Annotated in this window: 27 protein-coding genes and 1 pseudogene; 26 read left to right on the forward strand and 2 right to left on the reverse strand. The window is 43.1% G+C overall.

Going from position 1 to position 26,917, the window contains the following annotated elements; genetic code table 11:
- The first annotated feature begins 3 nt into the window (after positions 1-3).
- The 19 genes and pseudogenes from DFR63_RS00585 (at position 4) to ftsH (ending at position 18,991) form a co-directional block, all read left to right on the forward strand.
- Positions 4-705 (forward strand): hypothetical protein, encoded by a 702-nt coding sequence (locus DFR63_RS00585; RefSeq protein ID WP_115883843.1) that lies wholly within the window; start codon positions 4-6, stop codon positions 703-705.
- A 172-nt stretch (positions 706-877) separates the two neighbouring features.
- Positions 878-1,723, forward strand: coding sequence for an ABC transporter ATP-binding protein (locus tag DFR63_RS00590; protein WP_115883844.1), 846 nt, complete (start codon positions 878-880; stop codon positions 1,721-1,723).
- Positions 1,724-2,434 (forward strand): ABC transporter permease, encoded by a 711-nt coding sequence (locus DFR63_RS00595; protein ID WP_115883845.1) that lies wholly within the window; start codon positions 1,724-1,726, stop codon positions 2,432-2,434.
- A 212-nt stretch (positions 2,435-2,646) separates the two neighbouring features.
- On the forward strand, positions 2,647-3,492 hold the full coding sequence (ispE, locus tag DFR63_RS00600; RefSeq protein WP_115883846.1) for a 4-(cytidine 5'-diphospho)-2-C-methyl-D-erythritol kinase: 846 nt from the start codon (positions 2,647-2,649) through the stop codon (positions 3,490-3,492).
- Between the two features lie 62 nt (positions 3,493-3,554).
- Entirely contained in the window at positions 3,555-4,385 is an 831-nt protein-coding gene (gene purR, locus DFR63_RS00605) for a pur operon repressor (protein ID WP_115883847.1), read from the forward strand.
- 25 nt (positions 4,386-4,410) lie between these two features.
- Entirely contained in the window at positions 4,411-4,785 is a 375-nt protein-coding gene (locus DFR63_RS00610; protein ID WP_115883848.1) for a RidA family protein, read from the forward strand.
- Positions 4,786-4,865: 80 nt separating this feature from the next.
- Positions 4,866-5,180: pseudogene (spoVG, locus tag DFR63_RS11885) on the forward strand (septation regulator SpoVG); the annotation flags it as partial.
- A gap of 236 nt (positions 5,181-5,416) precedes the next feature.
- Positions 5,417-6,772 carry a bifunctional UDP-N-acetylglucosamine diphosphorylase/glucosamine-1-phosphate N-acetyltransferase GlmU gene (glmU, locus tag DFR63_RS00620; protein ID WP_115883850.1) on the forward strand — a complete coding sequence of 452 codons (1,356 nt, stop codon included), beginning with the start codon at positions 5,417-5,419 and terminating at the stop codon, positions 6,770-6,772.
- Positions 6,773-6,788: 16 nt separating this feature from the next.
- Complete coding sequence (locus tag DFR63_RS00625) at positions 6,789-7,766, forward strand: ribose-phosphate diphosphokinase (protein ID WP_115883851.1); 978 nt, start codon at positions 6,789-6,791, stop codon at positions 7,764-7,766.
- 115 nt (positions 7,767-7,881) lie between these two features.
- Complete coding sequence (locus DFR63_RS00630) at positions 7,882-8,517, forward strand: 50S ribosomal protein L25/general stress protein Ctc (RefSeq protein WP_115883852.1); 636 nt, start codon at positions 7,882-7,884, stop codon at positions 8,515-8,517.
- Between the two features lie 66 nt (positions 8,518-8,583).
- Positions 8,584-9,156, forward strand: coding sequence for an aminoacyl-tRNA hydrolase (pth, locus tag DFR63_RS00635; protein WP_115883853.1), 573 nt, complete (start codon positions 8,584-8,586; stop codon positions 9,154-9,156).
- Positions 9,149-12,619 (forward strand): transcription-repair coupling factor, encoded by a 3,471-nt coding sequence (mfd, locus tag DFR63_RS00640; protein ID WP_115883854.1) that lies wholly within the window; start codon positions 9,149-9,151, stop codon positions 12,617-12,619. Before pth ends, mfd begins: the two co-directional genes overlap by 8 nt.
- Positions 12,616-13,794, forward strand: a complete 1,179-nt coding sequence (locus DFR63_RS00645) for a MazG nucleotide pyrophosphohydrolase domain-containing protein (RefSeq protein WP_115883855.1) — start codon at positions 12,616-12,618, stop codon at positions 13,792-13,794. The genes mfd and DFR63_RS00645 overlap by 4 nt, the downstream gene beginning before the upstream one ends.
- Positions 13,781-14,053 carry an RNA-binding S4 domain-containing protein gene (locus tag DFR63_RS00650; RefSeq protein WP_115883856.1) on the forward strand — a complete coding sequence of 91 codons (273 nt, stop codon included), beginning with the start codon at positions 13,781-13,783 and terminating at the stop codon, positions 14,051-14,053. The genes DFR63_RS00645 and DFR63_RS00650 overlap by 14 nt, the downstream gene beginning before the upstream one ends.
- A 75-nt stretch (positions 14,054-14,128) precedes the next feature.
- Entirely contained in the window at positions 14,129-14,518 is a 390-nt protein-coding gene (locus DFR63_RS00655) for an FtsB family cell division protein (RefSeq protein ID WP_115883857.1), read from the forward strand.
- An 81-nt stretch (positions 14,519-14,599) separates the two neighbouring features.
- Positions 14,600-14,980, forward strand: a complete 381-nt coding sequence (locus DFR63_RS00660) for a S1 domain-containing RNA-binding protein (protein WP_115883858.1) — start codon at positions 14,600-14,602, stop codon at positions 14,978-14,980.
- Positions 14,981-15,048: 68 nt separating this feature from the next.
- Positions 15,049-16,308, forward strand: coding sequence for a tRNA lysidine(34) synthetase TilS (gene tilS / locus DFR63_RS00665; RefSeq protein WP_115883859.1), 1,260 nt, complete (start codon positions 15,049-15,051; stop codon positions 16,306-16,308).
- Positions 16,292-16,834: a hypoxanthine phosphoribosyltransferase gene (gene hpt / locus DFR63_RS00670; protein ID WP_415708178.1), complete on the forward strand. Its 543-nt coding sequence runs from the start codon at positions 16,292-16,294 to the stop codon at positions 16,832-16,834. Before tilS ends, hpt begins: the two co-directional genes overlap by 17 nt.
- A 72-nt stretch (positions 16,835-16,906) precedes the next feature.
- Complete coding sequence (gene ftsH / locus DFR63_RS00675; protein WP_115883860.1) at positions 16,907-18,991, forward strand: ATP-dependent zinc metalloprotease FtsH; 2,085 nt, start codon at positions 16,907-16,909, stop codon at positions 18,989-18,991.
- Between the two features lie 28 nt (positions 18,992-19,019).
- Here ftsH and DFR63_RS00680 read toward each other — a convergent pair whose 3' ends face one another.
- Positions 19,020-19,691 carry a type 1 glutamine amidotransferase gene (locus DFR63_RS00680; protein WP_115883861.1) on the reverse strand — a complete coding sequence of 224 codons (672 nt, stop codon included), beginning with the start codon at positions 19,689-19,691 and terminating at the stop codon, positions 19,020-19,022.
- On the reverse strand, positions 19,688-21,046 hold the full coding sequence (locus DFR63_RS00685; protein WP_115883862.1) for a Mur ligase family protein: 1,359 nt from the start codon (positions 21,044-21,046) through the stop codon (positions 19,688-19,690). The genes DFR63_RS00680 and DFR63_RS00685 overlap by 4 nt, the downstream gene beginning before the upstream one ends.
- Positions 21,047-21,230: 184 nt before the next feature.
- Here DFR63_RS00685 and hslO point away from each other — a divergent pair, with 184 nt between their 5' ends.
- From hslO to DFR63_RS11670, 7 genes are all read left to right on the forward strand, one after another.
- Positions 21,231-22,103 carry an Hsp33 family molecular chaperone HslO gene (hslO, locus tag DFR63_RS00690; RefSeq protein ID WP_115883863.1) on the forward strand — a complete coding sequence of 291 codons (873 nt, stop codon included), beginning with the start codon at positions 21,231-21,233 and terminating at the stop codon, positions 22,101-22,103.
- 69 nt (positions 22,104-22,172) lie between these two features.
- The gene (gene cysK, locus DFR63_RS00695) at positions 22,173-23,108 is read left to right on the forward strand and encodes a cysteine synthase A (RefSeq protein ID WP_115883864.1); all 936 of its coding nucleotides are present in this window, start codon (positions 22,173-22,175) and stop codon (positions 23,106-23,108) included.
- Between the two features lie 146 nt (positions 23,109-23,254).
- Positions 23,255-24,049, forward strand: coding sequence for a dihydropteroate synthase (gene folP, locus DFR63_RS00700; RefSeq protein ID WP_115883865.1), 795 nt, complete (start codon positions 23,255-23,257; stop codon positions 24,047-24,049).
- Positions 24,042-24,416 (forward strand): dihydroneopterin aldolase, encoded by a 375-nt coding sequence (folB, locus tag DFR63_RS00705; RefSeq protein ID WP_115883866.1) that lies wholly within the window; start codon positions 24,042-24,044, stop codon positions 24,414-24,416. The genes folP and folB overlap by 8 nt, the downstream gene beginning before the upstream one ends.
- Positions 24,407-24,883 (forward strand): 2-amino-4-hydroxy-6-hydroxymethyldihydropteridine diphosphokinase, encoded by a 477-nt coding sequence (gene folK / locus DFR63_RS00710; RefSeq protein WP_115883867.1) that lies wholly within the window; start codon positions 24,407-24,409, stop codon positions 24,881-24,883. The genes folB and folK overlap by 10 nt, the downstream gene beginning before the upstream one ends.
- 44 nt (positions 24,884-24,927) lie before the next feature.
- On the forward strand, positions 24,928-26,415 hold the full coding sequence (gene lysS, locus DFR63_RS00715; RefSeq protein WP_115883868.1) for a lysine--tRNA ligase: 1,488 nt from the start codon (positions 24,928-24,930) through the stop codon (positions 26,413-26,415).
- Positions 26,416-26,586: 171 nt separating this feature from the next.
- Entirely contained in the window at positions 26,587-26,760 is a 174-nt protein-coding gene (locus DFR63_RS11670; protein WP_162842243.1) for a hypothetical protein, read from the forward strand.
- Positions 26,761-26,917 lie beyond the last annotated feature (157 nt).

Consider the following 26,917-nt stretch of genomic DNA (forward strand, 5'->3'; position numbering starts at 1 on the left):
CTTATGAATCTATTTAAAATACGGGCGACGATATATAGAGATATTAGAGAATATTTTACAAACTATGCAGTTCTGACAGTCTTGCTCATGCCTCCGATTATGGCTTTGATGTACAGTACACCGGCACGCAATGTCAGAGAGGATTTGCCGGATGTAATGATATTTATACTCCTCGGGACAGCACTTGCTTCAATAGCAACCAATGTTCCCTTAATGTTATACGCCGAAGAAAATGAACATGATTTATTGAAGCTTGTTACACATAATGTATCGGATTTAATGAATGGTATAGCAGGCAGGAGTATACTGGTATTATTTATTACTGCAGCAGTTACTGTTATCTCCCTCCTTATTGCAGGACAAGCAGATGTGCTCAGCTGGCCTCTTGTATCAGGATTAAGTATTGCAGCTTTGATATTCCTGAATTTAGGATTAATTGCGGGACTGCTTGCTAAGCTGCAGTCGACTTCGACTGTTTACGGTGTGGCCGTCTTGTTTTTATTAGGAATGACACCTATTATTGAAACGTTTTTTCTGAATGACAGCCACCTTTTAATGAAATTAGCTGAATTCACTCCTGTATATCAATTAATGGCGATACATAATAACGCTGGTGTAATGCCCTACGTTATTATGCTGGTATGGTTAGGTTTGACGACCTTCTCAGTCTATTTAGCAGTGCTGAAACGTGCTAAAACATTGTAGTACAGTTCAGAGCTGTGCTGTACACTTCGGGAATTTAACAGCCCGGCGGATAGATATAGTACACAGTTCAATATTTATTTCCTACAACTCACCGCGATTATATCGCGGTGTTTTTATTTTGAGTCTAAACTTTAGTTAAGAGAGCGGAAGCAAAATAATTGGAGGTAATCATATGAGCATGATCCAGGTAAACGAACTTGAAAAGTCATTCGGCAGTGAACGCGCCCTGCGCGGTATTACATTTAATGTGGAAGCGGGACAGATTTTCGGACTGCTTGGCCCGAGCGGTTCGGGGAAGACCACAACTATTAAAATTATGACAGGTGAATTTAAACCGTCGGGCGGAGAGGTGAATGTTAATAGCTACAACTATAAACAGTTCGCGAAAAATGATTATGTCAGCAGCCTTGGGATTTTATCTGATAAAAGTTCTTTGTATGAAAGACTGACAGTCAAAGATAATCTGGAGCTGTTCAGAAAACTGTACAATGCGCCGAAAGGGTCAGTTGAAAAAGTACTGAAAGATGTAGGACTCGAAAGTGAAATCGATAAAACTGTATCCAAGTTATCCAAAGGAATGAAGCAGAGAATTCTTTTATGTAAAGCGGTCATTCACAGACCGGCGATTTTATTTCTCGATGAGCCGACATCAGCACTCGATCCGACGACCACTGAAAAAATTCACGACATGCTTGAGGAGCTGCGTGATGAGGGTACGACTATTTTACTCACGACACACAATATGGATGAGGCAACACGTCTATGTGATAAGGTCGCCTTTTTGTATCAGGGAATTATTCAGGATTCAGGGGCGCCATCTGACTTAAGACATAAATACAAGCGCGAGGAAGTCCATATTACTTATAACGACGGCACGATGAAAACAGTGGAGAAAAAAGAGGAAAACAGACAGCTGCTTAATAATGTACTGTTCAGCGAAGAAGTTGCCGATGTCAGAACAGATTTCCCGACACTTGGAGAAGTGTTTAAAAAAGTAACTGGTAAGGAGCTGGTTTAAATGAATATGACAAGAGCGATGGCAATATTTGAAAAAGATCTGAAAGAATTTATGAAAAATATGATGCTGTTTACATCGGTGCTGATTCCAATACTGATGGCGGTGTTCTTTTCAAGAGTGGGAATCGGTGCAGGGGCGGAAGGCGAAATACCGCCGGAAATACTTGGAATTCTTGCAGGAGTCGTCTTTTCTGCCGTAATGTTCAGTGCGGTTATGACGATGATTGCTGAAGAAAACGAAAAAGATACGTTAAGAGGACTGCTGCAGTCGCCGGCGACAATTATCGATATTATTCTCGGCAAGAGCATGGTGGTGACGCTGATGACAATAATATCACTCGTTGCTTCAATTATAATTATCGGACCGGAAAACTACTGGACTGTGGAAAATATAATCAGTCTCGTGCTGACAGGACTGTTTTTCCTGAATGTGGGAATAGGGCTTGGCCTCATTGTGAAATCAGTTGCAACGACATCGGTATATATTATTCCGATTATGTTCATCTTCGGTTTTACACCGTATATTGAAATGCTGGTTTCAGATGCGGACAGCACAGCGATTAAAATTGCAGAATACTTCCCGATATATCAGCACATGTTTGTACTTGAAGGCAGCGGCGGAGCAATGGAATTTATCATTCTGGCTGCCTGGGTCGCGGTGAGCTTTCTGCTTGTGCTGTGGGCATTTAATAAACGTAAAAATGATGAATAATATGTAAGAGCACCGGAATCCTGCGGGTCCGGTGCTTTTTTAATGTATGGACTCCCCAGTTTTCGCAGCGGCGACACCCGCCCGGTAAAACCAGAACACCCTCAAGCTCACTCCTCATGTTAATCTTTAAAAATACCATCAATATTCACCTTTGTTATATGATAAAATAACACATATATATTTCGAAAAAATCTGGCAAAGGACTATGAACTATGCATTATGAAATCGCACCAGCAAAAATTAATTTAACTCTGGATACGCTGTATAAACGCGATGATGGTTATCACGAGGTCAGCATGGTGATGACAACTGTCGATTTAAACGATAATTTATCATTTAAAAAGCGTAGAGACAGAAAAATCATCATTGAATCCGATCATCAGTTTGTGCCGACTGATCGGCGCAATCTTGCCTATCAGGCTGCTCAGCTGATGATGCGCCGCTACAAAATTAAAACGGGCGTCACGATTAATATCGATAAGCATATTCCAATTGCTGCAGGTCTTGCCGGCGGTTCTGCTGATGCTGCCGCGACGTTCAGGGGAATGAATGCGCTGTACAAGCTCGGTGTAGGACTGGACGAGCTCGCAGCCTTGTCATCAGAACTCGGGTCCGATATTCCTTTTTGTGTATACGGAGGCACTGCGCTCGCAACCGGACGCGGCGAGATTATCGAACGGCTGCCAAAACCGCCGCATGCATGGGTGGTGCTGGCAAAACCGTCTGTCAGTGTGTCTACAAAGACAATTTACGGCGCACTGAAACCTGGAAAGAATAAGCCGGCATCGGGGTTAATGAAAAAAGCAATTATAGACGAGGATTACGAACAAATACTCGGAACATTGAAAAATGACCTTGAAGAAGTAACGGTGAAAAAATATCCGCAGGTCAGAAAACTGCTTGGCAATATGAAAGAATCGGGCGCTGATGGTGCGCTTATGAGCGGCAGCGGGCCGACTGTGTTTGGCATCGTCAGAAAAGAACGCCAATCTGTCCATCTGTATAACGCAATGATGGGCTGCTGTGCTGAAGTTTATCGAATAAGATTGCTTGGATAAGTATTAAAATCCGAACTTATATGGTAAAATCAATACCTATAATACGGTTTAGGAGTTAGACTATGAAATATAAACGCAGCGAACGGCTGGTCTACATGACCCAGCATTTAATTACCAATCCAAATAAATTGATACCCTTAACGACTTTTGTCGATAAATTCAGCCAGGCCAAGTCTTCTATCAGTGAAGATATCCGCATTATTAAAGATGTTCTGAATGCGGAAGGTCTCGGTATACTTCAAACGACAGCGGGCGCTAACGGCGGCGCAATGTTTATTCCTAAAATAAGTGTAGAACGTGCTGAGAGTATTATCGCGGAATTTAAAACGGAGCTCGAAGCGCGGGAGCGTCTTCTTCCGGGCGGCTATTTATATATGTCAGATATTATGGGCGACCCGAAAATGATGAATGATATCGGTGATTTAATTGCGACGATGTACGGTGACTTGGAAATTGACTCGGTCGTCACCGTTGCAACCAAAGGAATTTCACTCGCAAATGCTGTGGCGCGCAAACTGAATGTGCCGGTGGCCGTTATCCGTAAAGATAACAAAGTGACAGAAGGCTCTACAGTTTCGATAAACTACGTTTCCGGTTCAACGCGTAAAATTGAGACGATGGTGCTGTCAAAACGCACGCTTAAAGAAGGCTCTAACGTTCTTGTAGTAGATGATTTTCTTCGCGCCGGCGGTTCGATTACCGGTGTGACGAATCTGATGGAGGAATTCAACGCGACAGTTGTCGGTGTCAGCGTCCTGGTTGAAGCAAAAGAAGTTGCGAACCGCAGATTTAACGATTACACATCACTGCTTAAGGTATCGAGAATAGATGAATTTAACGAATCATTTGTAGTGGAAGAAGGAAACTGTTTAGATTACATTACAGGCAAGTAAATTTAATTTACGGAGGATGATTAGGATGCAGCCAATTAATTCAGACAAAGCACCAGCAGCAGTAGGACCATACAGCCACGGAGTAAGAACGGGGAATTTATTCTATTCTTCAGGTCAGGTGCCGTTAACACTGGAAGGAAAGATTGTTTCAGATGATGTCGCTGAGCAGGCTAAACAAGTTCTCGACAATATCGGAGCTGTACTGGAAACGGCCGGTCTCGGCTACAGCAACATCGTAAAGACGACTATTTTTATCGCCGATATGAACGACTTTGCAGTGATTAACGAGGTTTACGCTAAATACTTTACGGGTAAATTACCTGCAAGATCATGTGTAGAAGTTAGTCGTCTCCCATTAGATGCAAAAGTGGAGATTGAGATTGTTGCATCTTTCGAGTAACTGTTGATTTGAGTGGGGTTCTAAGCTAGATAGGTTTTACACAGAAGATCTAAAACATAAATCTATGGAGGAACAGACACATGAAAATAACAGACGTAAGACTAAGAAAAGTCAATAATCAGGATACAAGAATGAAAGCTTTAGTTTCTGTAACATTTGATGAGTCATTTGTTATTCACGATTTGCGTGTAATAGATGGTAATAACGGACTGTTCGTTGCGATGCCGAGTAAGCGGACTCCGGACGGGGAGTTCAGAGATATTGCCCATCCGATTAATTCCGACATGCGTCAGCATGTGCAGGAAGAGGTCATGCGTGTTTACGAGGAAACTGCTGATGCGTCTGAAGAAGCGGTAGAAAATGTGAGCGAGCCGACTGTGGAATCAGATCCGGCAGATGATGAAAAAACACCGGAGCAGGTTGATGAAGAGAACGCCGATGACTCAAACACTGCTAAAGAAGAAAACATGAAAAATGAAGATTCACCGGAAGTATCGGTAGATACTGCAGAAAATGATAAATAGACAGAGAAAGTTTAGGCCGGGCCGGTGTGGTCCGGCCTAAGTTTCGTCTTGAAAGATACCATGGACTGAAATATAATTAGAATATCGTATTATGATGGGGGTTAATTATGCAAACGAGAGTGATTATTGTTGCTGCAGGTGTCGGCAAAAGAATGAATTCAAAGAAACCCAAAGTATTGCATGAAGTCTGCGGAATTCCGATGATTACGAGGGTAATTAACACCGTGAAAACGGCGGGAATCAGTGATATCCATGTCGTGTCAGGTTCGGACCAGGATGCGGTTGCCGAAATACTGCCGGAGGACGTTAAAATTACAGTCCAAAAAGAACAGCTTGGCACGGCTCATGCTGTTAAGCAGACGGCGCCGGAACTTGAAGGCGCCGAGGGCAATACGCTGATTATTTTCGGAGATACACCGCTCATTTCCCCGGAAACGGTCAAAAATTTAATTGCTGACCACGAAAAAACAGGACTAAAGGCAACTGTGCTATCCGCCTATGCTGATGATCCGACTAATTACGGCCGTGTGCTGCGTAAAGAAAACGGCACGGTCAAAGAGATACTGGAAGAAACTGAAATTACGCTTGAGCAGGAAGAAATTAAAGAAGTCAGCGCAGGTGCTGCCATCTTTAATAATCGTGAACTGTTTAAAGTGCTCGATAAGATTTCGAATGATAATCCCGAACAAGAGTATTATCTGTCTGACGCCATCGGTCTTTTAAGCAGTAAAGGGGCCCGCGTCGGCGCTTTTGTCACCGCGGATAAGAATGAAATTATTAATGTGGACAACCGCCTGCTTTTAGCGCGTGCCTCAGAACTTTTAAGGCAGCGTATCAACGAAAGGCATTTGAAACAAGGTGTAACAATTATCGATCCTTCGAACACATACATCGATGAAAGTGTTAGAATTGGTATGGATACTATTATTTATCCTAACACTGTTATTAAAGGCGATACGGTAATCGGAGAAAATGCGATTATTTCGGCCAATTGTGAAATCAGCAACAGCGTAATCGGCGATAAGGCGGAAATTAAACATTCGGTAGTAACCGATGCAGAAGTCGGCAGCGGTACAACCGTCGGCCCGTATGCGCAGCTGCGCCCGGGAGCGAAGCTGGGAGAAGCTGTGAAGATTGGAAACTTTGTTGAAGTTAAGAAGTCGGAGTTAAAAAACGGCGCGAAAGTATCGCACCTGAGCTATATCGGCGATGCGGAAATCGGCGAGAGGACGAATATCGGCTGCGGCGCGATTACGGTTAATTACGACGGGGTCAACAAGTTTAAAACGACAATCGGTGCAGATGCGTTCATCGGCTGCAACACGAATCTTGTTGCCCCGGTAACGGTAGGCAGCCGTTCTATTACAGCGGCCGGGTCGACGATTACAGACGATGTGCCTGATGACAGTTTGGCGATTGCACGAAATAAGCAGACGACAAAAGAAGGCTATTATAAAAAATAATACTTGGAGGATCAAAATGTTAGCATCTAGTAATCAAAACAAAAATTCTAAGATGAAATTATTTACGTTGACAGGCAACGAACCATTAGCACGTGAAATTGCGGAACATATCGGTATCCCGCTTGGTAAATGTACTGTAAACCGCTTTTCGGATGAAGAAGTCCAGGTCAACGTTGAAGAAAGTGTGCGCGGCTGCGACGTATTCGTTATTCAGCCGACAAGCCAGCCGGTAAACGAAAACCTGATGGAATTGCTGATTATGCTTGATGCGCTGAAGCGCGCGTCAGCCAACACAATCAATGTTGTTATGCCGTATTACGGCTATGCCCGTCAGGATCGCAAGAGCCGTGCACGCGAACCAATTACAGCGAAGCTCGTTGCAAACATTATTGAAACTGCAGGCGCAGACCGTGTGATTTCACTTGATCTTCATGCCCCTCAAATCCAGGGATTCTTCGATATTCCAATCGATCACCTGATGGGAGTACCGATTTTAAGTGATTACTTCCTTGAACATGAAGGTATTGACCTTGAAGAAGTAGTCATCGTTTCACCTGACCATGGCGGAGTGACCCGTGCCCGCCGTATGGCAGACCGTTTGAAAGCTCCAATTGCAATCATCGATAAACGCCGCCCGCGTCCGAATGTGTCGGAAGTAATGAACATCGTTGGAGAAATTAACGGGAAAACCGCAATTATTATCGACGATATTATCGATACAGGCGGAACGATTAAAACTGCAGCGCAAGCCTTAGTGGACAAAGGTGCCAAAGACGTTTACGCATGCTGTACGCACCCGGTGCTGTCAGGTCCGGCAATCGAACGCATCCAGGACTCTGTAATTAAAGAGCTTGTCGTAACCAACTCCATCCAGCTGCCGGAAGAAAAGAAAATCGAGAAAATTACGGAATTGTCTGTTGGCGAACTGCTTGCTCAGGCAATCGTGAGAGTTCACGAACAAGAATCAGTGAGCATTTTATTCGACCAAACATGATAATTTAGCAGTTTTTTTACAAACTGCTGTATTTTGTGGTATTATAATGCGTGGCTATGTGTTAGGATAGGCGTTATTATAATAGACTTGTATTAGATGAAAGGTGGAAATAATTATGGCTAAATTAGCCTCAAACAAAAGAGCTGAGAAATCAAAACAGTCAGAACTTAAAGAATTACGTCAAAATGGTAAAGTACCTGCTGTCGTATACGGTTTTGAAACAGAAAATACATCATTATCAGTAGATGAGAACGAATTTATTAAAGTAATTCGCGAAGTCGGACGTAACGGGGTTATCGACCTTGAAGTGGCTGAAGGAACTACTCAGGTAATGGTTAACGATTATCAGTTCGATGCACTTAAAAACCAAATTACTCACATCGACTTCATTGCAATCAATATGCAGACTGAAGTAACGGTAGAAGTACAAATCGTTCTAGAGGGCGAAGCACCGGGACAAAAAGAAGGCGGCGTTCTTGAACAGCCATTATTCGAAGTGTCTGTAACGGCTAAACCGGCTGATATTCCAGAAACTATCGAAGTAGATATTTCTGAACTTAACATCGGAGATTCAATTCATGTTGAAGACATCCGCTCTAAAGGTAACTTCGTGATTGAAAACGAAGATACTGATGCAGTAGTAATCGTAAGTGCGCCAACTGAAGAGCCGGAAGAAGATGAAAACGCTGAAGAAGAAAGCGTGGAAGTTGAAGCAACTGCTCAGAAAAATGATCAGGCGGACGAAGAGTAATAACAAGAAAAATAACAACGGCGGTGGACTTTCCATCGCCTTTTTTAACGTTGATGAGGTGATGGAATGAAATGTTTTATCGGTCTCGGAAATCCGGGTCCAAAATACGAAAAGACACGTCACAATATCGGATTTATGACGATAGACAGATTGAGCAGTGATACTAACATCGATCTTGATAAAACAAAGTTTAAATGTCATTACGGCACAGGTTTATTAAACGGAGAAAAAGTAATGCTCGTAAAGCCTCAGACTTTTATGAATTTATCAGGTGAAGGTGTGCGCCCGCTCATTGATTACTACAATATTGAACTTGAAGATATCGTTGTTATTTACGATGATCTGGACTTGCCGCTTGGCCGTATCCGTCTGCGTCAAAAAGGAAGCGGCGGCGGGCATAACGGCATTAAGTCACTGACACAGCATTTCGGAAGTGAAAAATATAATCGTATCCGTCTCGGTATTGAGCGCCCGCCTGCAGGCGTGCCGGTAACGAACTATGTGCTCGGTAAATTCTCTGAAGCAGACTCGAAAATACTGGATAAGGTGCTCGATACATCCAGTGAAGCCTGCCGGAGCTTTGTTACTGCACCGTTTTTAGACGTGATGAACAAGTATAATGGTGATGTCAATGCATAAAAAAATAAGTGCTAGAATACTAAATGATGAACGCGTCAAAGGCATTTTAAATTACAAGAGTGATAAAAACCTGCTCGTCACAGGTGTAAATGATGACTTTAAGCCGGTCCTGCTGAAAGAATTGACACAGAATTCAACGGAACCTCAAGTCGTTTTTGTTGAAAACAACCATCATATGGAGAAGCTCGCCAACAGTATGATGGACGTTATGGACAATGTGTACACATTCCCTGTCGGCGATATTATGATTGAAAGTTTATCAAAGCAAAGCCCTGATTTTATGAAAGCAAGAATGACTGCATTATATGCACTTGCTCATGAGAAACCAGGGCTCTTTATCGTACCTGTGCACGGGCTCTTAAAACCGCTGATGCCAAAAGACAAGCTGCTGTCCTACGAAAAAACGCTGCAGCTCGGCGGCACGGTAAATTACGATGAGCTGATAGAATTCCTCGTCAGCCTGGGATATAAGCGCATGAACCAGGCTCAGAATTTCGGCGAATTTGCGGTCCGCGGAGATATCTTTGATATTTACATGCACGACTCTTTTCTCCGCCTGGAACTTTTCGATGATGAAATCGATTCGCTCCGTCTGATTGATCCTGAAACACAGCGGTCTTTGCAGAATATCGACAGCATTACACTGGAACCATATGCAGAGTATATTGTTGAGGCGAGCGAGCGTGAAGAGCTGCTCAGTAAAATTGATGAATTATACGAGCAGACCGCTGAGGGGCTTGAAGGTGTGACGAAAGAAGCTCTGGAGGAATATTATGATGTTGTGACACATCCGGATCAGCTGGGGAACCACCTTGCGCAGTTTGCGCATCTTCTGGAGGATCACGATAAATCGCTGCTTGACTATTTAACGCCCGCCCACCGGGTGTTCGTCGATGACGTCAATGCCGTGAAAACATCGTATGACGCGGAGTTTGAGGCAGTGCATAACTATTTCGCTTCAGTGATGGAAGCGGGACAGATGTTCACCGGAGCAGCTAATTATCTGGAGGGTCAGTACGAGCGTCTGTTAAATCTTAAAGGCGTGACATATTTCAATTTATTTATGAAGAGCATGCCTGTCGCTATCGGTGAAATGATTAAGATCTCTGTCAAACCAACGGAAATCTATTATGGTCAGTATGATATTCTCGCCTCGAATTTAAACGGCATGCTGGATAACAATTATTTAGTCAATATTATACTGCGCGATGAAGATGAACTGAATAAGACGAAGCAGCTGCTGGAAGACTTAAAAATACCGAGCTTTATTAACGATATCCCTGAAGACTCGGGAATAGTACTGACTACCGGCAGCATGGCGACAGGGTTTATTCTGCCGTATATGAGCGCTGCGATTTTAACATCGAAAGAACTGTACAATAAAGTTCAAAAGCGCAAAAAGCGTAAACAGAAAATATCGAATGCTGAAAAGATTAAATCCTATCAGGAATTAAATGTCGGGGACTACATTGTCCACGTGCATCACGGGGTCGGACGCTATCTCGGCATAGAAACGCTGCAGGTTGGCGGTATTCACAGTGATTATATGAAACTGCAGTACAAAGGGACTGATCAGCTTTACGTGCCGGTGGACCAGATGGATCTCGTGCAAAAGTATGTTGCGAGTGACGACGGTTCGCCTAAAATGCATAAACTTGGCGGCGTGGAATGGAAAAAAACGAAAGCCAAAGTTGAAGCGAACGTCAACGATATTGCTGAAGAATTAATCAGGCTGTATCAGGAACGTGCGCAGTCGAAAGGTTTCCAGTTCAGTCCGGACACCGAAATGCAGGAAGCTTTTGAAGCGCGCTTCCCGTATGAACCGACGCCGGATCAGCTGGCGAGCGTGCATGAGATTAAGAAGGATATGGAAGATCCGAAACCGATGGACCGTCTCTTATGCGGCGATGTCGGTTACGGTAAAACTGAAGTCGCAATCAGAGCTGCTTTTAAAGCGGTGCAGGATGGCAAACAGGTGGCATTTTTAGTGCCGACGACGATACTTGCCGCCCAGCACTTCGAAAGTCTGATTGAACGGATTGAAGATTATCCTGTCAATGTTGCGATGATGTCGCGCTTCAGGACGGCAAAGGAGAACCGTGAAACAGCAGAGGGCTTAAAAGAAGGACGCATTGATATCGTAGTCGGCACGCACAAAATACTTGGGAAATCGATTGAGTATAAAGACCTCGGTCTTTTAATTGTTGATGAAGAGCAGCGTTTTGGCGTCAAACACAAAGAAGCAATTAAACAGATGAAAAATAATGTCGATGTGCTGACTTTGACGGCGACGCCGATTCCGAGAACTCTCCATATGAGTCTGACGGGCGTCCGGGATTTATCGGTAATAGAAACTCCTCCTGAAAACAGGTTCCCGGTGCAGACTTATGTTTTGGAATATAACGGAAATTTTGTTAAGGAAGCAATTGAACGGGAACTTGCGAGAGGCGGGCAGGTGTTTTACCTGCACAACAGAGTCGACACAATTTATAACAAGCAGGCGCACGTTGAAATGCTGGTGCCGGATGCGTCGGTCGGTGTGATGCATGCCAAGATGACGGAGAAGCAGATCGAAGAAACAATGCTCGATTTCGTCAATGGTGAATTTGATGTTTTAGTCACAACGACGATTATTGAAACCGGTGTGGATGTGCCGAATGCCAATACGCTGATTATTGAAGATGCCGACCGCTTCGGCTTGAGCCAGCTGTACCAGTTGCGCGGCCGGGTTGGCCGTAGCAACAGAATCAGCTATGCATATCTCTTCCATCAGCCGAATAAAGTGCTGACGGAAGTGGCGGAAAAACGTCTTGAAGCCATTAAGGAATATACAGAACTCGGCAGCGGGTTTAAGATTGCTATGCGCGATTTGAATATCCGCGGCGCCGGTAACCTGCTCGGTAAGAACCAGTCAGGATTTATCGATTCGGTTGGTTATGAGATGTACAGCGACATGCTTGAAAGTGCAGTTCAGGAAAAACAGGGGATTGAACAGGAAGAAGAACCGGTCAATATTCCGATTAATATTGAAGCGGATGCCTATATCCCGGCGACTTACATTACACATGAACAGTCGAAAATAGATATTTACAAACGTTTAAGAAAAGCGAATTCACTGGCGGATATCCAGGATATTGAAGATGAGCTTATTGACCGTTTCGGTGAATACCCTGAAGAAGTCGTGAATTTAATCGAACTCGTAAAAGTGAAGGTTTACGCGCTTATGTTCGGTATTTACAAAGTGTCGGAAGATGCGCGGCATTATTATCTGAACGTTTCAAAAGCCGCGACGGAAGAAATCAGCGGCGAGAAACTGTTCCAGGATACACAGGATTACAGCAGAATATTGAAAATTTCAGTTAAAGACGGGGAAATCCGTTTAACGATCCGTTCTAAAAATATTAAGGAACTCGTTAATATTATGAGCGCAATACAGGACAGCAGAATGGAGGCAGTCAGATGAATACGATAAGAATTATCGGGCTCGGCACATCGGACACCGATAAGATGCCGCTCGGCGTTTACAAAGAGCTGAAAGCCGCCGGAAAAATATATGTGCGCACGCTGGACCATCCCGCAGTAAAGATGCTGGAGGATGAAGGGGCCGAAGTTATAAGCTTTGATTCTTACTATGAACAAAATGATACTTTCGAAGACACCTACGAACGCATTACAAACACCCTGCTGAAAGCAGCTGAAACAGAAGATGTACTCTACGCAGTGCCGGGTCATCCGATGGTCTATGAAACAACGACGGAACGTCTTTTGGAGGCCGATAAAACTGGCATAGTCCATGTTGAGCTTGCAGGCGGACAGAGTTTTATCGATGATGTGATTACAGCGCTTAAAATACCGGTGAATGAAAACTTCCAGCTGCTGGATGGGACGGCACTCGATGTACAGGACCTTGATTACAGAAAACATACACTCATTACCCAGGTCTACGATCAGCTGTCTGTCAGCGAGGTGAAGGTCACGCTGCTCGAGTATTATAATTATGATGCTCCGGTATTTCTAGTGGACAAGGCCGGCAGTATCGATGAAAAAATTATCGAGAGCACAATTGCAGAGATAGACTTTCATGTGCCGGACTCCAATCTCCTGTGCATGTTTGTGCCGAGAGCGGCCGGGGAACAGTACGATAACAAGTCGCTCGGGCATATGATTAACATTTTTGACAAACTCGTCGGTGAAGACGGCTGTCCGTGGGATAAGGTGCAGACTCATGCATCGCTTGAACGGTATTTGCTTGAGGAGTCATATGAAGTGATTGAAGCGATTGAGAAAGAAGACGATGACGGTCTGGTTGAAGAACTGGGAGATATTCTTCTGCAGGTAGCACTTCATGCTGCCATCGGCAAGAAAGACGGCTACTTTGACTTTTATGACATACTTGCTTCGCTGAATAAAAAATTAGTGCACCGTCACCCGCATGTCTTCAGCGATGAAACGGTTGAAAATATGGATGACTTAAATAAAGTCTGGACGAAAGCTAAAGAAGCGGAAGGCAAGAAGCCGAAGGTGAAGCATGAAAAAGAATATGCTGAGGCGGTGCTGAAGTGGATGCAAGAAACAATTCACAAAGATATACCGCTGCATGACATTATTACAGAGGATGATGATTATGAGACTCGATAAATTTCTAAAAGTATCAAGAATCATTAAACGCCGCACGCTTGCAAAGGAAATCAGCAGCGAAGGGCGCATTGAAGTAAACGGACGGCCTGCCAAAGCAAGTACAGCACTTGCAGTGGGGGATACGCTTAAAATCCGTTTTGGACGCAGTATTGTGACGTATGAAATACTGGAGCTGAACGAGAAAGCGAAAAAAGATGAAACAGACCGGATGTATAAAGTTCTAAATGAAGAGAAAATTGAAAAAGAATCAGATTTTTAATAGATTGTCACGTATTTTTCCTGTATCTTGTATATAATAGATAGTGAATACAAGATAAAGATTGGATGTGATAAGATGAGCAATAAGGTAGTCAGACTCCTGAATAACTATACGAAAAAACGGGATAGCGAAAAGAAACGGTTAGCGAGTGAATCGCGTGTTTCACGCCGCCGTACTATGTTTTTTGGAAGTATTCTTCTCGGGATTGCCATCGTACTTCTGCTCGTTGCATTCAATCAGAAACAGGCAAATGAAGAACTGTACAGTGAAGTACTGGCAACGACTGAAGTGCTGGAAGATAAAAACAAGCAGCATTCCGATCTCGAACAGCAGATCAGGCAGCTTAATGATGATAATTACATCCTGCGTATCGCACGCAGCGAGTTCTTTTTATCGGAAGAAGGAGAATTGATATTTAACCTGCCGGATCAAGAGGGAGAAGAACAGGAGCAGGCTGAAGAATAATCATTGCTTATATAATGATTATTCTTTTATTTAATGGTAATATAGGAATGTATAATGATTTTGGGAGGATATTAAATAAACATGTCAGTTGAAGCGGGCAGTAAAGTTATCGGCAAAGTTACAGGAATCAAACCATTTGGTGCGTTTGTTCAGTTGCCAGGCGGAAAAACAGGGTTAGTTCACATCAGTGAAGTAGCAGATAAGTACGTAGAGGACATCAACGAACATTTAAAAGTCGGTGACGAAATCGAAGTTAAAGTGCTAACGATAGGTGACGATAACAAGATAAGCTTATCTATTAAAAAAGCACAGGATAAACCAAAACCGAAACCGCGTGCAAAAACACCGTCTCCGGAAGACTTTGAGAAGAAATTATCAGGTTTCTTAAAAGACAGTGAAGAAAGAATGTCTACAATTAAAAGACAAGCAGAATCGCGCCGCGGCGGAAGAGGACGTAAATAATTATATTAAGAGGCCGGAGCAATTCGCTCTAGCCTTTTTCTTATTTATTGAGAGTGGGGAGACGGTGAATGATGAGCTTGAAAATCAATACTGCATGGAACCCGGATGACAATATCGCTCTGGCCTTGTCCGGCGGCATAGATTCCATGGTGCTGTATCATCTTCTGACCCGGAAATATAAACATACATACAGAACGCTCACTGTCCTACATGTCAATCATAATGTGAGAGCGGCATCAAAAGAAGAAGCGGAATATATAGAAAAGATGACCCGCGAGGACGGTATCCGTTCAGAAATTGCAGTACTGAACTTTACAGAGGGTTTTTCTCAAGGTGAGGGCAGGATCAAACGCTATGAATTTTTCGACGCTGTAATGAAAGAATTAAATATTCAGCACCTGCTGATGGGACATCATAGGGATGATCAGTATGAAACGGTGCTGCAGCAGCTTCTGACCGGGCGTCATCTTTACGGAAATCTCGGAATTCCGGATATAAAGGATAAAGGGGCTTACACTATTGTCCGCCCCTTTAGAGAGGTAACGAAAGAGCAGATTCAGTCTTACCAGACATTCAATAAGGTGATCTATTTTGAAGATGCGAGCAATGCGGAAGACGACTATACGCGGAACTATGTGAGACATCATATCATTCCGGAAATAAAACAAGCGGCTTCCCTTGATATAGAACAGTTGTCTTACGTCCGTGAAGATATAAATGAGCTCAGCGATTTCGCTTATGATTATGCGGAACAATTCGTCAGCAGGTACAGCGGCAGGCTGCCGCGGGGCAAATATTTAGAACACAGCAGCATTATCAGGAGATATATTCTTACTGTACTGCTGAACAGCGTGTCTGTGCGTCTTGGCAGGCCCGCTCTGGAAACACTCGATAATCTGCTGCAGTCGAAGACGGCGCAAAGTGTATTCGATGCGGGGAGCAGCGCGGTTCATATCGAATACGAATATTTCCGCGCGGCGCCGGTGAAAGAACTGCCGGCGGATTCCTGTTTATCTATTGAGGATAACGGCGAGTTTATTTATAATGATTATCATATATCTGTGAATCTGCCGGCATCGGAACTGCCGCTGACGTTACGGATGAAAGCTGACGGCGACAGAGTACATATTAAGAATGTAGGTACCAAAAAAGTCAGCCGGCTGTTTATCGATAAAAAAGTTCCGGCCGGTGAACGGCTGAAAATGCCTGTCGCAGTCAATTCACACGGTATTATTATTGCAGTTGGAACAATTTATAATATAATTGAACCATCTGAAAACAGACTATTAAAGATTACGAAGGAGTTTAATAATGACAATTCAAAATGATATAAGCGAGATCGTGTTATCGGTTGATGATATAGAAGCAATCAACCAGCGTCTCGGCGAGCGCATTACTAAAGATTACGAAGGCAAGACTCCTGTGCTTGTAGGTCTCCTGAAAGGTTCTATTATGTTTATGGCAGACTTAATTAAACATATCGATACACATATGGAAATTGATTTTATGGATGTTTCGAGCTATGTCGGCACTAAATCAACAGGTGAAGTTAAAATTCTGAAAGACTTGTCTACATCAGTGGAAGGCAGACATATTATTATCGTCGAAGACATCGTAGAGACAGGCACAACTTTAAACTCTATCATTGAATTTTTAACGTACAGAAAAGCCGCATCGATTGAAATTGTGACGCTGCTCGACAAACCGGTTCCTGAAAGAAAACTGAATGTCGAAGTGAAATACATCGGCACTAAAATTCCGGATGGTTTCGTTGTCGGATACGGCCTTGATTTTGAGCAGCAGTACCGCAATCTTCCGTATATCGGATTGTTAAAACCTGAATTTTACAGTTAAATCATATGAGTGGAAGTTAAAGGATATTTTTGTTACTATTTTTTGTAATGCATTAGAAATGGAGGATTACGGATGCCGAAAAATACTGGCCGTAACATATTACTTATCGCCATTCTAACAGTTGTTATGTTTGGTATTTTCCAACGCTTTAACGGCGCCGGCCAAGCAGAAGAAGAGCTGCAGTATAATGAGTTCTTAGATGCACTGGAAGCCGGAGAAGTTGCTGAATTAACGATTCAGCCAGAGAATAACGTTTATTTAATTACAGGTCGGCTAGCCGACCAGAACGAACAGGAGTCATTTAATTCTGTAGTTCCATATAACAGTGTTGATGATCTGGATCAGATTACGGATACAGCCCGCAGTCAGGATGGTCTGTCATTAACAGTAGCGCCGGAAGAAGAACCGAGCCCTTGGACGAGTATGCTTATTACTTTCATTCCATTACTGCTTATTTTCTTCCTCTTCATCTTCCTCATGAGCCAGGCTCAAGGCGGCGGTGGAGGCGGCGGCGGCAAAATGATGAACTTCGGCAAGAGTAAAGCGAAGCTTCATGAAAAAGGCAAAAAATCAGATGTACACTTTGATGATGTCGCCGGTGCCGATGAAGAAAAAGCCGAACTTGTGGAAGTTGTAGACTTCTTAAAAGATCCGCGCAGATTTGACAAAATTGGTGCCCGTATTCCTAAAGGTGTCCTTTTAGTGGGGCCTCCAGGTACAGGTAAAACACTTATCGCACGTGCAGTTGCAGGTGAAGCAGGTGTGCCGTTCTTCTCAATCAGCGGTTCAGACTTCGTCGAGATGTTCGTCGGGGTCGGAGCTTCACGTGTACGTGATTTATTTGAAAACGCTAAGAAAAATGCACCTTGTATTATCTTTATCGATGAGATTGACGCTGTAGGACGTCAGCGCGGTGCAGGTGTCGGCGGCGGCCATGATGAGCGTGAGCAGACACTTAACCAGCTGCTTGTTGAAATGGATGGGTTTGCAGAAAACGAAGGCGTTATTATGATTGCAGCGACTAACCGTCCAGACATTCTTGACCCTGCGCTCTTGCGTCCAGGACGTTTTGACAGACAGATTCAGGTTGGCCGTCCAGATGTTAAAGGCCGTGAAGCGGTACTTAAAGTACACGCACGCAATAAGCCTCTGGATGAAACAGTTGACCTCGCGGCGCTTGCTCAGCGTACGCCGGGCTTCTCGGGTGCAGACCTTGAGAACCTGTTAAACGAAGCAGCCCTTGTTGCTGCCCGTTCAGGCAAGAAGAAAATTGATATGCGGGATGTAGACGAAGCATCAGACCGTGTTATTGCAGGGCCGGCTAAGAAGAGCCGTGTCATGAGTAAGAAAGAACGAAATATTGTTGCTTATCACGAAGCGGGCCACACAATTATTGGTATGGTTCTGGATGATGCGGAGACAGTGCACAAAGTTACAATCGTTCCGCGTGGCCAGGCTGGCGGTTATGCGGTAATGCTTCCTAAAGAAGACCGTTACTTCATGACGAAGCCTGAGCTCGAAGATAAAATCGTCGGTCTGCTCGGAGGCCGTGTTTCTGAAGAAATCACCTTCGGTGAAGTTTCGACAGGAGCGCATAATGACTTCCAGAGAACGACAGGCATTGCACGCAGTATGGTTACCGAATACGGCATGAGTGACAGGCTCGGACCAATACAGTTCGGTGAATCAAACGGTCAGGTATTCTTAGGTAAAGAAATGTCGAATGATGCAAATTATTCAGACAGCATCGCCTACGAAATTGACCAGGAAATGCAAAATATTGTGAAGACACAATACGAGCGCTGCCGTCAGATACTGACTGAACATCAGGAACAGCTCAACTTAATCGCTGAAACACTCCTTGAAGTTGAAACTCTCGACAGAGAGCAGATTGAAGGATTATTCCATCACGGTAAATTACCGGACAGAACGTTCGATAATGAGCCGGTGGAAGATGACACTTCAAAAGATGATGAAACTATCGGTGCATCTTATGAAGAAGTTAAAGAAAAAATGGACAGCGAAGGTGCTGAACAAAAAGACGGGCAGGAAGAACAGCCTGAAGAACGTCCGGAAATGGTGGAACCGCCAAAACCGGAAGAGAATACTGAAGAAAATCCTTCAGCGGACAGAAAAGACGATGAACCAAACAGATAAAAAAAGAGCTGCCTCCGGGCAGCTTTTTTTATGCGTTAATATATTTTTGGCGGCGGTTCATATTAGCAAGGGCAAGATCAATAATTACTTTTGTCAGTGCTTGATTGCGTACGAGTATGGGGCCGTGGAAGTAGGAACAGAACGTATTTTTATACATACATCCTTCGGTTTTATCTTCTCCATTATTACCATAACCTTCTTTGATTTCTCCTAGTGGAGTGACAGATTTACCTAAATAAGTTCTTCCGGCATGATTTTCATAACCGTACAAAGTAATATCGAAACGTTGATTATAAGTTGTAATATCACCGATGAGTCTTGTCGAGGATTTACTGTCCGAGTAGAAGTCGATTGCGCCTATACCATTTAAATATTGACCGCTGGCGTTAATATAATAATGACCTAGCAGTTGATAACCACCACATATGCCAATAACGACACCGTCATTTTCAATATATTTCAGCAGTTCATTCTTTTTTGTTTGAATATCTTTCGACACGAGAGATTGTTCATAATCTTGTCCGCCGCCAAAGAACACAATATCATATTTGTCAGCGTTAAAATCATCTCCCAGAGATACCAGTGTAGTGTTGACTTTGACATTTTGTGATTTAGCTGCATATTGCAGCATTAAAAGATTGCCGTTATCTCCATATGTATTCATTAAGTTCCCGTACAAGTGGCATATTTCCAGTGTCATATATTCATTCTCTCCTTTAGAATACCTTGTTCAACCATCTCTTTTCGCAAGTCGAGCATGCCGGTATATGTTGCTAACACATATACTTTTTTAGCTGGTGAATTACGAATAAGACTGAGTACATCTCGAGGTTCTTTAATGCTGAATAATTGTTCTTCATTAAATCCGGCGACTTTCATCCGGGTTTGTAAATCCTGCATGCGAATACCGCTAACATAAGCGCCCCGGTTTAAAGTGTCGGCTGCGATATCTTCGAAATTTCCGTCCCATATCCAGCTGATATCCTGACCATCTGCATGACGGTCATTAAGTATGGTAATGAGTATATACGGTTCTGTTTCAAGCTTAATCAATTCAATAATCTGGTTAAACCCGACTGGATTTTTAATAAGGTTAATTCGTACATCATTTCCGTTAATATATAGAGATTCCTGTCGGCCGAAGATACGTTTTGCACTGTGGACACCTGTTTTTATAAGTTTAGATGGAACATCTAAATATTGCGCGATTGAAAATGCTGCGAGTGCATTGTATATATTGTATTGTCCGGCGACCTGTAAGTTATATTGTTCACCGTCGATAGTAAATAACGAAGATTCGGTAGTCAGCTCATCGATAGAGGTTAATGTATACGATAAAGCCGGACGGCTGAAGCCGCAGTGCGGGCAGAAAAAGTCACCGAGGTTCGAATAAGTAATCATATGATAATGCAGGATGTTTTCGCATTGGGGACAGATGATGCCGTCTGTATTATAGTGAGCTAGAATATCTGTTTTTTTATCGTTATTCTGAAAGCCGAAATAGCGTCTTTCGTTAGGAACATCCGGAGTAGAAAAAATAGGGGCATCGCCGTTCATCATTAAAATGGTGTCGGGAGACTTTTTCACGCCTTCTAAAATTAAATTATAAGTTGTGTATATTTCACCGTAACGGTCCATCTGATCGCGAAAAATATTCGTGACTAAAATTATTTCAGGAGATATATATTTAGTGATATGTTTAACAGATGCTTCATCGACTTCCAGAACTGCAAACTTTTCCTCGCTGCCGGTATCTTTATTATCACTGAGAAATGTTGAGACGATACCCTGTTGCATATTAGCACCTGTAGGATTAGTTAAAACGTGGTTGTAGTGCTGTTTAAGTATATTGACGGTTAAACCCGTCGTCACCGTTTTACCATTTGTTCCGGTAATGATTATCGTTCTGTAGTCTTTGGATAACGAAGTTAAAATGTTAGGATCTATGGCTAAAGCGAGTTTGCCTGGTAAGCTCGAACCGCCAGTTGTAAAGCGGTGCAGTAAATATTTGGAAGAGCGTCCGGCAAGACGCGCAATTTTCGTTTTTAAATTCATAGAATAAACTCCTCAATATGAAATTGTAAAACTTTACAAGCAATGATACCACAACTTATATATGCAATTTAGTAAAATTTTGAGCAATCGGTTTGATTAATTTTGACGTTTGATTTAAGATGCATGATAGTAAACTATAGTTTATTATAAAACTGTATGTAATTTCCGTATGGAGGAATGAAAAATGAGTGATTATTTAATTAGAGGTTTAGGTCTCAATGATGAAGTGCGTATATTTGCTGTTGATACGACAGAAACTATAAATGAAGCAGTGCGCCGCCATGGTGCCTACCCGACAGCGGCAGCTGCGCTTGGGCGTTCGATGTCTGCAGGTGTGATTATGGGTGCGATGCTTAAAGGTGATGATAAAGCGACGGTAACAATTGAAGGCGGCGGACCGGTTGGCGCTATCGTAGTAGACAGTGATGCACACGGACATGTGAGAGGATATCTCGGCAATCCGGAAGTGCACTTTGACTTAAACGACCAGGGCAAACTTGATGTGAGACGTGCTGTCGGAACTGAAGGATATCTGCGTGTAGCGAAAGATATCGGTCTAAAAGATAACTTTGTCGGTTCTGTAGAATTAATTTCAGGTGAACTCGGCGAAGACTTCTCGTACTACTTCTATGCAAGTGAACAGGTGCCTTCAATCGTTGCACTGGGTGTTTTAGTTAATCCTGATAACACAATACAGGCAGCGGGCGGCTTTGTGATTCAGGTGCTGCCTTCAGCAAGCGATGAAACAATTGAATGGCTGAATGAACGTGCGAAAACTATGACGCCTGTATCTAAACTGCTTGCAAAAGGATTATCGCCTGAACAAGTTATAGATGAAGCTCTTGGTGAAGAAAACTGGAGATCACTTGATAGTATGCAGGTCAGCTTTGAATGTAATTGTTCAAAAGAGCGTTTTATAAATGCAATCAGCGCACTGGATCCTAAAGACATTATGACGATGATTAAAGAAGATGGCGGCGCGGAAGCGGATTGTCATTTCTGCCGCAACAAAGAATGGATTACAAAAGAAGAACTGCAGGAACTTATCACCCGCTAATTGTTTGAAAACCGGCAGTTTTAATGGTATATTATTCATAGTTACTAACTAGGGATAGGAGTGTTTCTTGTGAACAGCGTATTCAATAACATTTCAGAAGCAATCGGAAATACACCGCTGGTAAAGTTAAACCAGCTGACTGATGAAAACAGTGCAGATGTTTATGTAAAAGTAGAGTTTATGAACCCGGGCAGCTCGGTTAAAGACCGCATTGCCTTAGCGATGATTGAAAAAGCAGAAGCAACAGGTGAATTAACTGCTGACATGACAATCGTTGAACCGACGAGCGGAAATACCGGTATCGGTCTTGCTATGGTAGCGGCATCAAAAGGTTATAAAGCAATTTTAGTGATGCCTGATACGATGAGCAAAGAGCGCCGCAACCTGCTGCGTGCCTATGGTGCAGAACTTGTTCTGACTCCGGGAGCAGACGGTATGAAAGGCGCAATTAAAAAAGCATCGGAACTTGCAGAAAAAGACAGTTACTTTATGCCTCAGCAGTTTGAGAACCCTGCCAACCCTGAAATTCACGCTAAAACAACAGGTAAAGAATTAGTTGAACAGGCGAATTCAGCAGGCTTTGCAATCGATGCGTTTATTTCGGGCATCGGTACGGGCGGAACAATCAGCGGTGCCGGCAAAGTACTGAAAGAAAACTTCGGAAATGTTAAAGTTGTTGCGGTTGAACCGACGGATTCAGCGGTTTTAAGCGGGAAAGAACCAGGTCCTCATAAAATCCAGGGTATCGGTGCAGGATTCGTTCCTAAGACATTAGATACTGATATCTATGATGAAATTATCGCAATTGAAAATGAAGAATCGATGGATACAGCGAGAGAACTTGCTAAAAAAGAAGGTATCCTCGGCGGTATTTCTTCAGGCGCTGCAGTTAAAGCGGGTCTCAAAGTCGCAAAAGAACTCGGCAAAGGTAAAAACGTGGTTGTTGTGCTGCCGTCAAATGGCGAAAGATATTTATCAACACCATTATTTAACTTCGAAGACTAATTTAAATAGAAAAACTCCGTCTGCTCTGCAGGCGGAGTTTTTTGGTGTGCTGTATATTTTACCCCGGAAATATTTGAAGGAATAATCATCTTTAAACATGTTATAATATGACTATTCAATTTATGTAAAAGCAGAGGTAGATTTTAATGGAAAGACTGAAAGTAATGGGTATTTTAAACACCACACCGGATTCCTTCAGCGACGGCGGCAAGTACAATTCTGTCGAAGCGGCTGTGAAGCGCGCTCTGGAAATGGTTGGAGAAGGCGCTGATATTATTGACGTCGGCGGATATTCAACGCGTCCGGGCTATACTGAAATTACTGCAGAAGAAGAAATTGAACGTACGGCCCCAGTGGTGAAGGCGCTCAGAGAAGCAGGAATAACTGCGGATATTTCAGTCGATACGTTCAGAAGCGATGTGGCACGCGCTGTACTGGAAGCGGGTGCGACGATGATTAATGATCAATGGCGGGGTATTTACGATGAAAAAATACTCGATGTAGTCGCAGAGTTTGATGTGCCGATTTTTCTAATGCATAATAATGACCACAGCACTTATAAAAACGTGACTGAAGATATGATCAGAGAGCTTAAAGAATCCGCTGAACTCGCTTTAAAACATGGTGTTAAAAAAGAAAACATCTGGCTTGACCCGGGCATCGGTTTTGTTAAATCGAGAGAAGAAGAAATAGAAGTGATGCAGAATCTTGACCGGCTTACAGCTGAAGGTTATCCGGTGCTCCTTGCAACAAGCAGAAAGCGTATGGTCAAAGAGCTGATTGGCGGAGAAACAAATGCTGATGATCGTGATGCAGGCACACTTGCGACGACGATTATCGGTATTGACGCGGGTGTCAAAGCAGTCAGAGTTCATAACGTGAAAATGAACCGCCAGGCGGCAGATGTCTATATGAAACTAAAAGGTGATTACAATGGATAAAATTCATATTAATGGAATTAAAACATACGCGTATCACGGCGCCATTCAGGAAGAACGGATACTCGGACAGTATTTTATTACGGATCTTGTCCTTCACACTGATTTAACAGCAGCATCTAAGACAGATGATTTGTCTGCTACTGTACATTACGGCGAAGTATATAATATAGTGGAAGAGATTGTAAAAGGTGAACCGGTGAGTCTGCTTGAACGCCTCGCTGGTAAAATCAATACGGAATTATTTGACCGGTATGATAAAATAATAGAGATAGAAACAACTATAACTAAACCTAATCCACCAATAGATGGAAATTATGAAAGCGTGGCAATCACGCTGCACGGAAAGCGGGAAACATCATGGCAATAGCTTATCTCGGACTCGGAAGCAATATCGGTGACAGAGAAGGAAGTCTGAAAAACGCAATCGCTAAATTATCCGAAGTGCAAGGGATAGAAGTAACGAAAATTTCATCGCAGTATGAAACGAAACCTTACGGGAAAACAGATCAGCCTGACTTTATGAACATGGCAATAGAAGTGGACACGAATTTAACGCCGCTTGATCTTCTGGAAACGGTGCTTGGAGTCGAACATGAGCTCGGGCGGGTCAGAAACGAAGTGTGGGGACCGCGCAGTATCGATATCGATGTACTCCTTTACGAAGATCTCGAACTGCAGCTGACAGACTTAAAAGTGCCCCACCCGGAAATGCACCTGCGTTCGTTCGTCATCGATCCGCTGAACGAGATTGCGCCGAAAAGAGAACATCCGACCTTGCATATGACGGTAGAAAAAATTAAAGATAAATTAGATAAAAGTCAATCAGCCGAGTGACTTTAATATAAATATTATTACAACATATATAGGAGTGGAATATAGTGAGTGAAGAACTGAACGACCAGCTGGCTGTCCGCCGCGAAAAAATGCAGCAATTAAAAAACCAGGGAATGGATCCTTTTGGTAAACGCTTCGAACGTCTAGCATATACAGAAGAACTTATTGCCGACTGGGATGAGTTTTCAAAAGAAGAGCTTGCGGAAAAAGAAAATGAATCAGTCACAGCCATTGCCGGCCGTATTATGACTAAGCGCGGTAAAGGTAAAGCTGGCTTTGCGCACGTCCAGGACATTACCGGACAAATTCAAATCTACGTCAGAAAAGACCAGATTGGAGACGAAGCATTTGAAGTCTGGAATCAGGCAGACCTTGGTGATTTTGTTGGTGTTAAAGGTCCGATGTTTAAAACAAACACTGGTGAATTGTCGATTAAACCGACTGAATTTACGCTGCTTACAAAAGCACTCCGTCCGCTGCCGGACAAATATCACGGTTTGAAAGACGTTGAAGAACGCTACCGTAAACGTTACCTCGATCTGATTACGAGCAAAGATTCGAGAGACACATTTATTAAACGCAGCAAAATCATACAGGAAATGCGCAACTACCTCGACAGCATCGGTTTCCTGGAAGTGGAAACTCCAATGATGCATTCAATCGCAGGAGGGGCCCAGGCACGTCCGTTTATCACTCACCATAACGCGCTCGACAGAGACTTATTCATGCGCATCGCACTCGAGCTGCACTTAAAACGCCTCGTTATTGGAGGTATTGAAAAAGTGTATGAAATCGGCCGTGTATTCAGAAACGAAGGTGTTTCTACACGCCACAATCCTGAATTTACAATGATGGAATTGTATGAAGCATACGCTGACTATAAAGACATTATGAAATTAACTGAAGAAATGATTGCTTACATTGCCGAAAAAGTAAACGGTACGATGAAAGTGACATATGACGGCGAAGAAATCGACTTAACACCTGAGTGGAAACGCGTGCATATGGTGGATATCGTCAATGAATATACCGGCGTAAACTTCTATGACATCACAACAGTCGAAGAAGCGAGAGCGGCGGCTAAAGAGCATAATGTGGAAATTGATGACAAGATGCTTTACGGCCACATTCTGAATGAATTCTTCGAACAGAAAGTAGAAGAAGAATTAGTGCAGCCGACTTTCGTTTACGGCCACCCGGTTGAGATTTCTCCGCTGGCTAAGAAAAACGATGAAGACCCGCGCTTCACAGACCGTTTCGAGCTGTTTATCGTCCGCCGCGAACACGCGAATGCATTTACGGAGCTCAATGATCCGATCGATCAGAGAGAACGATTTGAATCGCAGGTTGCAGAACGCGACGCAGGAAATGATGAAGCGCATGAAATGGATGAAGACTATCTGGAAGCAATGGAATACGGTCTGCCGCCAACCGGCGGACTCGGTATTGGTATCGACCGCTTAGTTATGCTGTTGACGGATTCAGCATCTATTAGAGATGTTCTGTTATTCCCGACGATGCGCGACAGATAATATATATTTATGGAAACACCGCTCTCCCTATAGGATTGCGGTGTTTTTTGCTTTATTGTGCGGAATATTTAGCAGTTTTACTATTTTTATATCTCGTTGGATTTTTGAGAGACAACCTTTTATTTTCGCCTATTATATAGGGAGAGAAAACTTATTTTAGGAGGAGATGGAATGTTTTTAAACAAGCATCTTATGTCACCGGAATTTTTATACTATAAAGCGCTGGAAAAGAGAACGGAATTAGATTTTGAAGAAAGATGTAATTTGTATAACATTCAGAAAGGTTTTGACAGAGAATGCCTGTACGATAAAATGAAAACGCGAAAAAAATTGTACTTCTCATAAGAGATACAGTGGCAAAAAATTCATATTTTGTTGAACATGCTGATATTACTAGACTGAAACGTGGTCTGTATTGCGGTTCTTGTAAACAATTCGATTTAGCTAAAGGGCAATTTCAATTCATTTGTAACAGCTGCGGATCAGTTGAGAGTTATGAAAC

It is taken from the genome of Jeotgalicoccus halotolerans (assembly GCF_003387165.1).
Taxonomy (GTDB): domain Bacteria; phylum Bacillota; class Bacilli; order Staphylococcales; family Salinicoccaceae; genus Jeotgalicoccus; species Jeotgalicoccus halotolerans.